The 4,415-nt window shown below is 36.0% G+C and carries 4 protein-coding genes; 3 read left to right on the plus strand and 1 reads right to left on the minus strand.

The genetic code is table 11. The features are described from left to right. Positions 1-66 precede the first annotated feature (66 nt). On the minus strand, positions 67-1,437 hold the full coding sequence (locus tag HMPREF1864_RS05780; protein ID WP_062571884.1) for a Na+/H+ antiporter NhaC family protein: 1,371 nt from the start codon (positions 1,435-1,437) through the stop codon (positions 67-69). 226 nt (positions 1,438-1,663) lie between these two features. On the opposite strand from HMPREF1864_RS05780, the gene HMPREF1864_RS05785 reads away from it, so the two are divergent. The 3 genes from HMPREF1864_RS05785 to bioB all read left to right on the plus strand — a co-directional run bounded on the left by HMPREF1864_RS05785 (position 1,664) and on the right by bioB (position 4,240). After that, positions 1,664-2,404 (plus strand): DNA/RNA non-specific endonuclease, encoded by a 741-nt coding sequence (locus HMPREF1864_RS05785; protein WP_062571885.1) that lies wholly within the window; start codon positions 1,664-1,666, stop codon positions 2,402-2,404. A gap of 166 nt (positions 2,405-2,570) precedes the next feature. Next, the gene (gene trmB / locus HMPREF1864_RS05790; protein WP_062571886.1) at positions 2,571-3,212 is read left to right on the plus strand and encodes a tRNA (guanosine(46)-N7)-methyltransferase TrmB; all 642 of its coding nucleotides are present in this window, start codon (positions 2,571-2,573) and stop codon (positions 3,210-3,212) included. A gap of 62 nt (positions 3,213-3,274) precedes the next feature. Continuing rightward, positions 3,275-4,240, plus strand: coding sequence for a biotin synthase BioB (gene bioB, locus HMPREF1864_RS05795; RefSeq protein WP_062571887.1), 966 nt, complete (start codon positions 3,275-3,277; stop codon positions 4,238-4,240). Positions 4,241-4,415 lie beyond the last annotated feature (175 nt).

Here is a 4,415-nt window from a genome sequence, read left to right on the forward strand (position 1 = left end):
TGGTATTAGGTCCAACTTTATGGGGTCACCACATAAGCCTGGGGTTTTCTCGTACTATTTTGTGATTTAATTTTCTTCTTTCAACTTGTCCTTTTCAAAATCCCACTCACCACTTATGTCTGCATACCTAACAAAGATAGATGCTATGGCAAAGAGGGCGAGGATTCCTTGATACCACAAGAAGGGTATTAGTTCCATTGGCGAAACTGCGTTGGTGCCAAGTTCTTTGGTGAGACCTGCTGCAATTAGGATCTGTGCACCGTAAGGTATTATCCCTTGCATGACACAGGAGAAGGTATCTAAGAGGGCAGCCGATCTTCTTGGATCTATTTTGAAGTCTTTAGATATTTCCTTTGCAACTGGTCCGTCAATTATTATTGCCACTGTGTTGTTGGCAGTTGCAGAGTCAGTCAATAGGGTTAAGAGGGCGATAGAAACTTCTGCAGATTTTTGCCCTCTTGCAAATCCTCTTATCTTTTGAACTAGCCATTCTATTCCACCGTTTTTGGAAACCGTATAAGATAGGCCCCCAGTTAGCATTGACAATAAAAATATTTCAAACATGCCTGAAAAACCTGTGAAGATGTTTTGAGCAAAGGTCATGAGGTCAAGCCCTCCTGTTGCTATCCCAATTATTCCTGATAAAATTATTCCGCTTGTTAAAACTAAAAACACATTCATACCTGCTATTGCAGAAATAAGCACAAAGAGGTAAGGCATAATTAAGACTGGGTTGTAGGGACGGTCCTCTAGTGTGGGAAGAACTTCTGGCTTTCCAACAAGTAACAAAATTACAAAAGTTATTATTGCTGCAGGTAGCGCCATCTTTATGTTGGCTTTAAACTTGTCCTTCATATCTACATTTTGAGTTCGTGTGGCAGCTATTGTTGTATCAGAAATAACTGAAAGGTTGTCGCCGAACATTGCACCACCAACGAGTGATCCCAAGACCAAGGCCATTGGGAGGTTTCCCTTTTGGGCAAGTCCAACTGCTATGGGTCCAACTGTTGAGATAGTTCCCACAGAAGTTCCTGTTGATATAGAGATGAAGCAGCCTATTAAGAAAATTCCACCTGTTATAAATTCAAGGGGAATGATTGATAGGGCGAAATTTACAACTGAGTCAACTCCACCTGACTCCTTGGATACTGTTGCAAAGGCTCCAGCCAAGATATAGATGAGACACATTATAATAATATTTTCGTCGCCACAGCCTCTTACAAAGTCTGTGAATTTGTCGTCGACGCTTCCCTTGAACATAAGAAAGGCAAGTATAATTGCTGGTAAGATGCAAACTGGTGCTGGCACTTGGTAAAATGCCATTTCAATGCCCATTGAATTTAATATAATTCCTGTTGCCATGTAGACTATGACAAAGACAAGAAAGGGAAGAAGCGCAGCCCCAGATGGACTAGGCTTGTGATTTTGATTTTCCATTTTTCCTCCTAAGTTTTTATGTAAACTACATAATTCATTTAAATTAAACAAGGCTATTATATTATTAATAAATTCTTTTGTGAAGTCCTAAGGAGTTTTTTAAGATTCTTTAGAAACTGAAAACTAAAAGATAGGTCATAAACTTTTTTTAATTTATAGAATCCTATATAATAGAAAATATTGAAAATCTTATAAATGATTTGTGAGTAAAGGAAAGGGATAAGAATTGAAGAAAAATAAAAACTTAAAGGTCATTGTTGGTCTTGTCCTTACCATAGCTGGAGTTTTATTTGGTCACGAAAGTCTTCAAGAACTTGACAACAATAACCAGGCTTCGTCCCTAGATAAAATAGAAAGCTTAATACCAAGTTTTTACAATCCCTATGAGGTCAAAGGATCAAGCACCTATTATAAAATAGATAAAAACCCACCTCAATTTACTGAAGAGGATTTAAAGATGGGACCAGACTTCGCCCACTATTCAAACTTAGATTACTTAAATAGAGTTGGACCAGCCAACGCACTTTTAAGTCCCGACTCAATGCCCAAGAAGCCAAGAGGTGATATATCAAAAGTTCATCCTTCAGGTTGGCATCAAAAGTTTTATGACTTTGTTGAAGGTGGTGCAGTTTACAATAGGTGTCATCTTATCGCCTATCAGTTGACTGGAGAGAATGACAACTGGAAAAATCTTATGACAGGGACTAGGTCATTTAACACTAAGGGTATGTTGCCCTTTGAAGAGGCTGTTGCTTCTTACATAAAGGACACAGGTAAGAAGGTTAGGTATAGGGTGACGCCAGTTTTTATAGACGATGAACTTGTGGCAAGAGGAGTTATTATTGAAGCCTACAGCATAGAAGATGGTGGCAAGAATATTAACTTTAGAGTCTTTGCAAAGAACATCGAAAAAGGAGTAGACATAGATTACAAAACTGGAAGGACCAGACTGGCAAAGAAGAAGTGAGATAATAAAATTTAATAAAGGGCAAGGAAATAAATTTTAAAAGCCAAACCTAATGGGGATGGCTTTTTCTTTTGCAAAAAATAAAAATTTTTAAAAGAAAATATAAATCATGTTGACACTAAGTTAGCTTGTGTTATAATTCCATAGAACAAAAAGGAGAATGAAAATGAGACTTAGAAAAAAACATTTTGCAATACCTGAAATGGCTGAGAACCCTTATGTTTTTTTTAATGGCCAAGAGAACAAGGGCAAGTGGAAAGAAGTCTTTGGCAACGACAATCCAATTTACTTAGAGATTGGTGCAGGCAAGGGAACTTTTACCATTGAGTCAGCCAAAAGAAATAAAAATATAAATTATATAATGGTAGACATAGAAACTAACGCACTAATTTATGCAACGAGAAAAATAATTGACGAAGAACTTACCAATGTAAGGGCCATGCCAATTAATGCAGAAAACATCTTAGACTACTTTGACAAGGATGAACTTGACAGGATCTATATCAACTTCTGTAACCCTTGGCCAAAGCTAAGACATAAGAAGAGAAGACTAACTTATCCAAGGTTCTTAGAAAAATATAAAGTTATCTTAAAACCAAAGTCGCAAATTTATTTCAAGACAGACGACCTTGAACTCTTTGAAGAAAGCTTAGATTATTTTAAAGATGAAGGCTTCTCAACACTTATCGAAGACTTCGATATGAAACTTGAAGACTATCCCCAAAACATTGTAACCGAATACGAAAGCAAGTTTAGAGGATTGGGAGAAAAAATAAGATTTGGCGTCTTTGAATATTATGTTAACTAAAAACTAATTAACATTGACAATAGAACTCCTGAAATATATAATAATTTTCAGGAGTTGAAGAGATGGATATAAATAACTTAAAAGAAAAAATAAAAGATGGCTACGTCATAACGAGAGAAGAGGCAATAGAAGTTTACAAAAGTGATTATGAAAGTTTAACTGCAGCAGCAGACGAACTTAGAGAATACTTTTGTGGCAATGACTTCGATGTTTGTACTATTATAAATGCAAAAAGCGGTAAATGCTCAGAAAATTGTAAGTTCTGTGCCCAATCAGCCCACTATCACACAAATGTAAAAGAATATGACCTCTTAGATGAAGAGATAATAGTAAAAGATGCCTTGGATAAATACAGAAGAGGAATCCCTAGATACTCAATGGTAGCAAGTGGAAAGGGACTTACACCTAAAGACATAGATAAGATTTGTAGCATCACAAAAAAAATATACGAAGAAGCACCAGATATAAAGGTGTGTATATCAGGTGGAATAATATCAGAAGAATCCTTTGAGAAATTAAAGGAAGCAGGTATAACAAGAATACACAACAACCTTGAAACATCAAGAAACTTCTTTCCAGAAATTTGCACAACACATACTTATGATCAAAAAATCAATACAATAAAAGCAGCCCAAGATGCAGGAATGGAAATTTGTTCAGGTGGACTAATAGGACTAGGAGAAGACTTCACAGATAGGATTGACATGGCACTAGAACTTAGAGAACTAGATGTCCACTCAGTACCAATTAACCTATTAAACCCTATAAAGAACACGCCACTTGAAAACAACGAACCCCTATCAATGGAAGAAGTAAATAGGACTTGTGCAACCTTTAGGTTCATCATGCCAAAGGCCTTAATAAGATTAGCAGGAGGAAGATCCCTCATGGAAGAGTTTGGCACATCAGCTTTCAAGTCAGGAGCCAATGCAGCAATATCAGGAGTGCTTCTTACAACAAAGGGCATAAGCATAGAAGACGACATGAAGAGAATAAAAGAATTAAACTACCAAGTAAAGGCAGTGTAAAATATTTAATTAACTTTTACAAAATGCTTGACAAAGGAAAATATAAATAGTAATATAAAACAGCTGTAAGAAATTCAGCTGTTTTCTTTATATTAAAAAAGATTAAAAAAAATAAAAAACAGTTGACAGATGATTTTCTAAATGCTAATATATAGAAGTTGTCACTTAAAGACAG

The sequence above is a fragment of the Peptoniphilus sp. DNF00840 genome (genome assembly GCF_001553125.1).
GTDB lineage: Bacteria > Bacillota > Clostridia > Tissierellales > Peptoniphilaceae > Peptoniphilus_A > Peptoniphilus_A vaginalis.

Bases quoted from the DNA above. Each gene is read 5' to 3' on its own strand.
- HMPREF1864_RS05780 (WP_062571884.1), bottom strand. From the start codon at position 1,437: ATGGAAAATCAAAATCACAAGCCTAGTCCATCTGGGGCTGCGCTTCTT.
- trmB (WP_062571886.1), top strand. From the start codon at position 2,571: ATGAGACTTAGAAAAAAACATTTTGCAATACCTGAAATGGCTGAGAAC.
- bioB (WP_062571887.1), top strand. From the start codon at position 3,275: ATGGATATAAATAACTTAAAAGAAAAAATAAAAGATGGCTACGTCATA.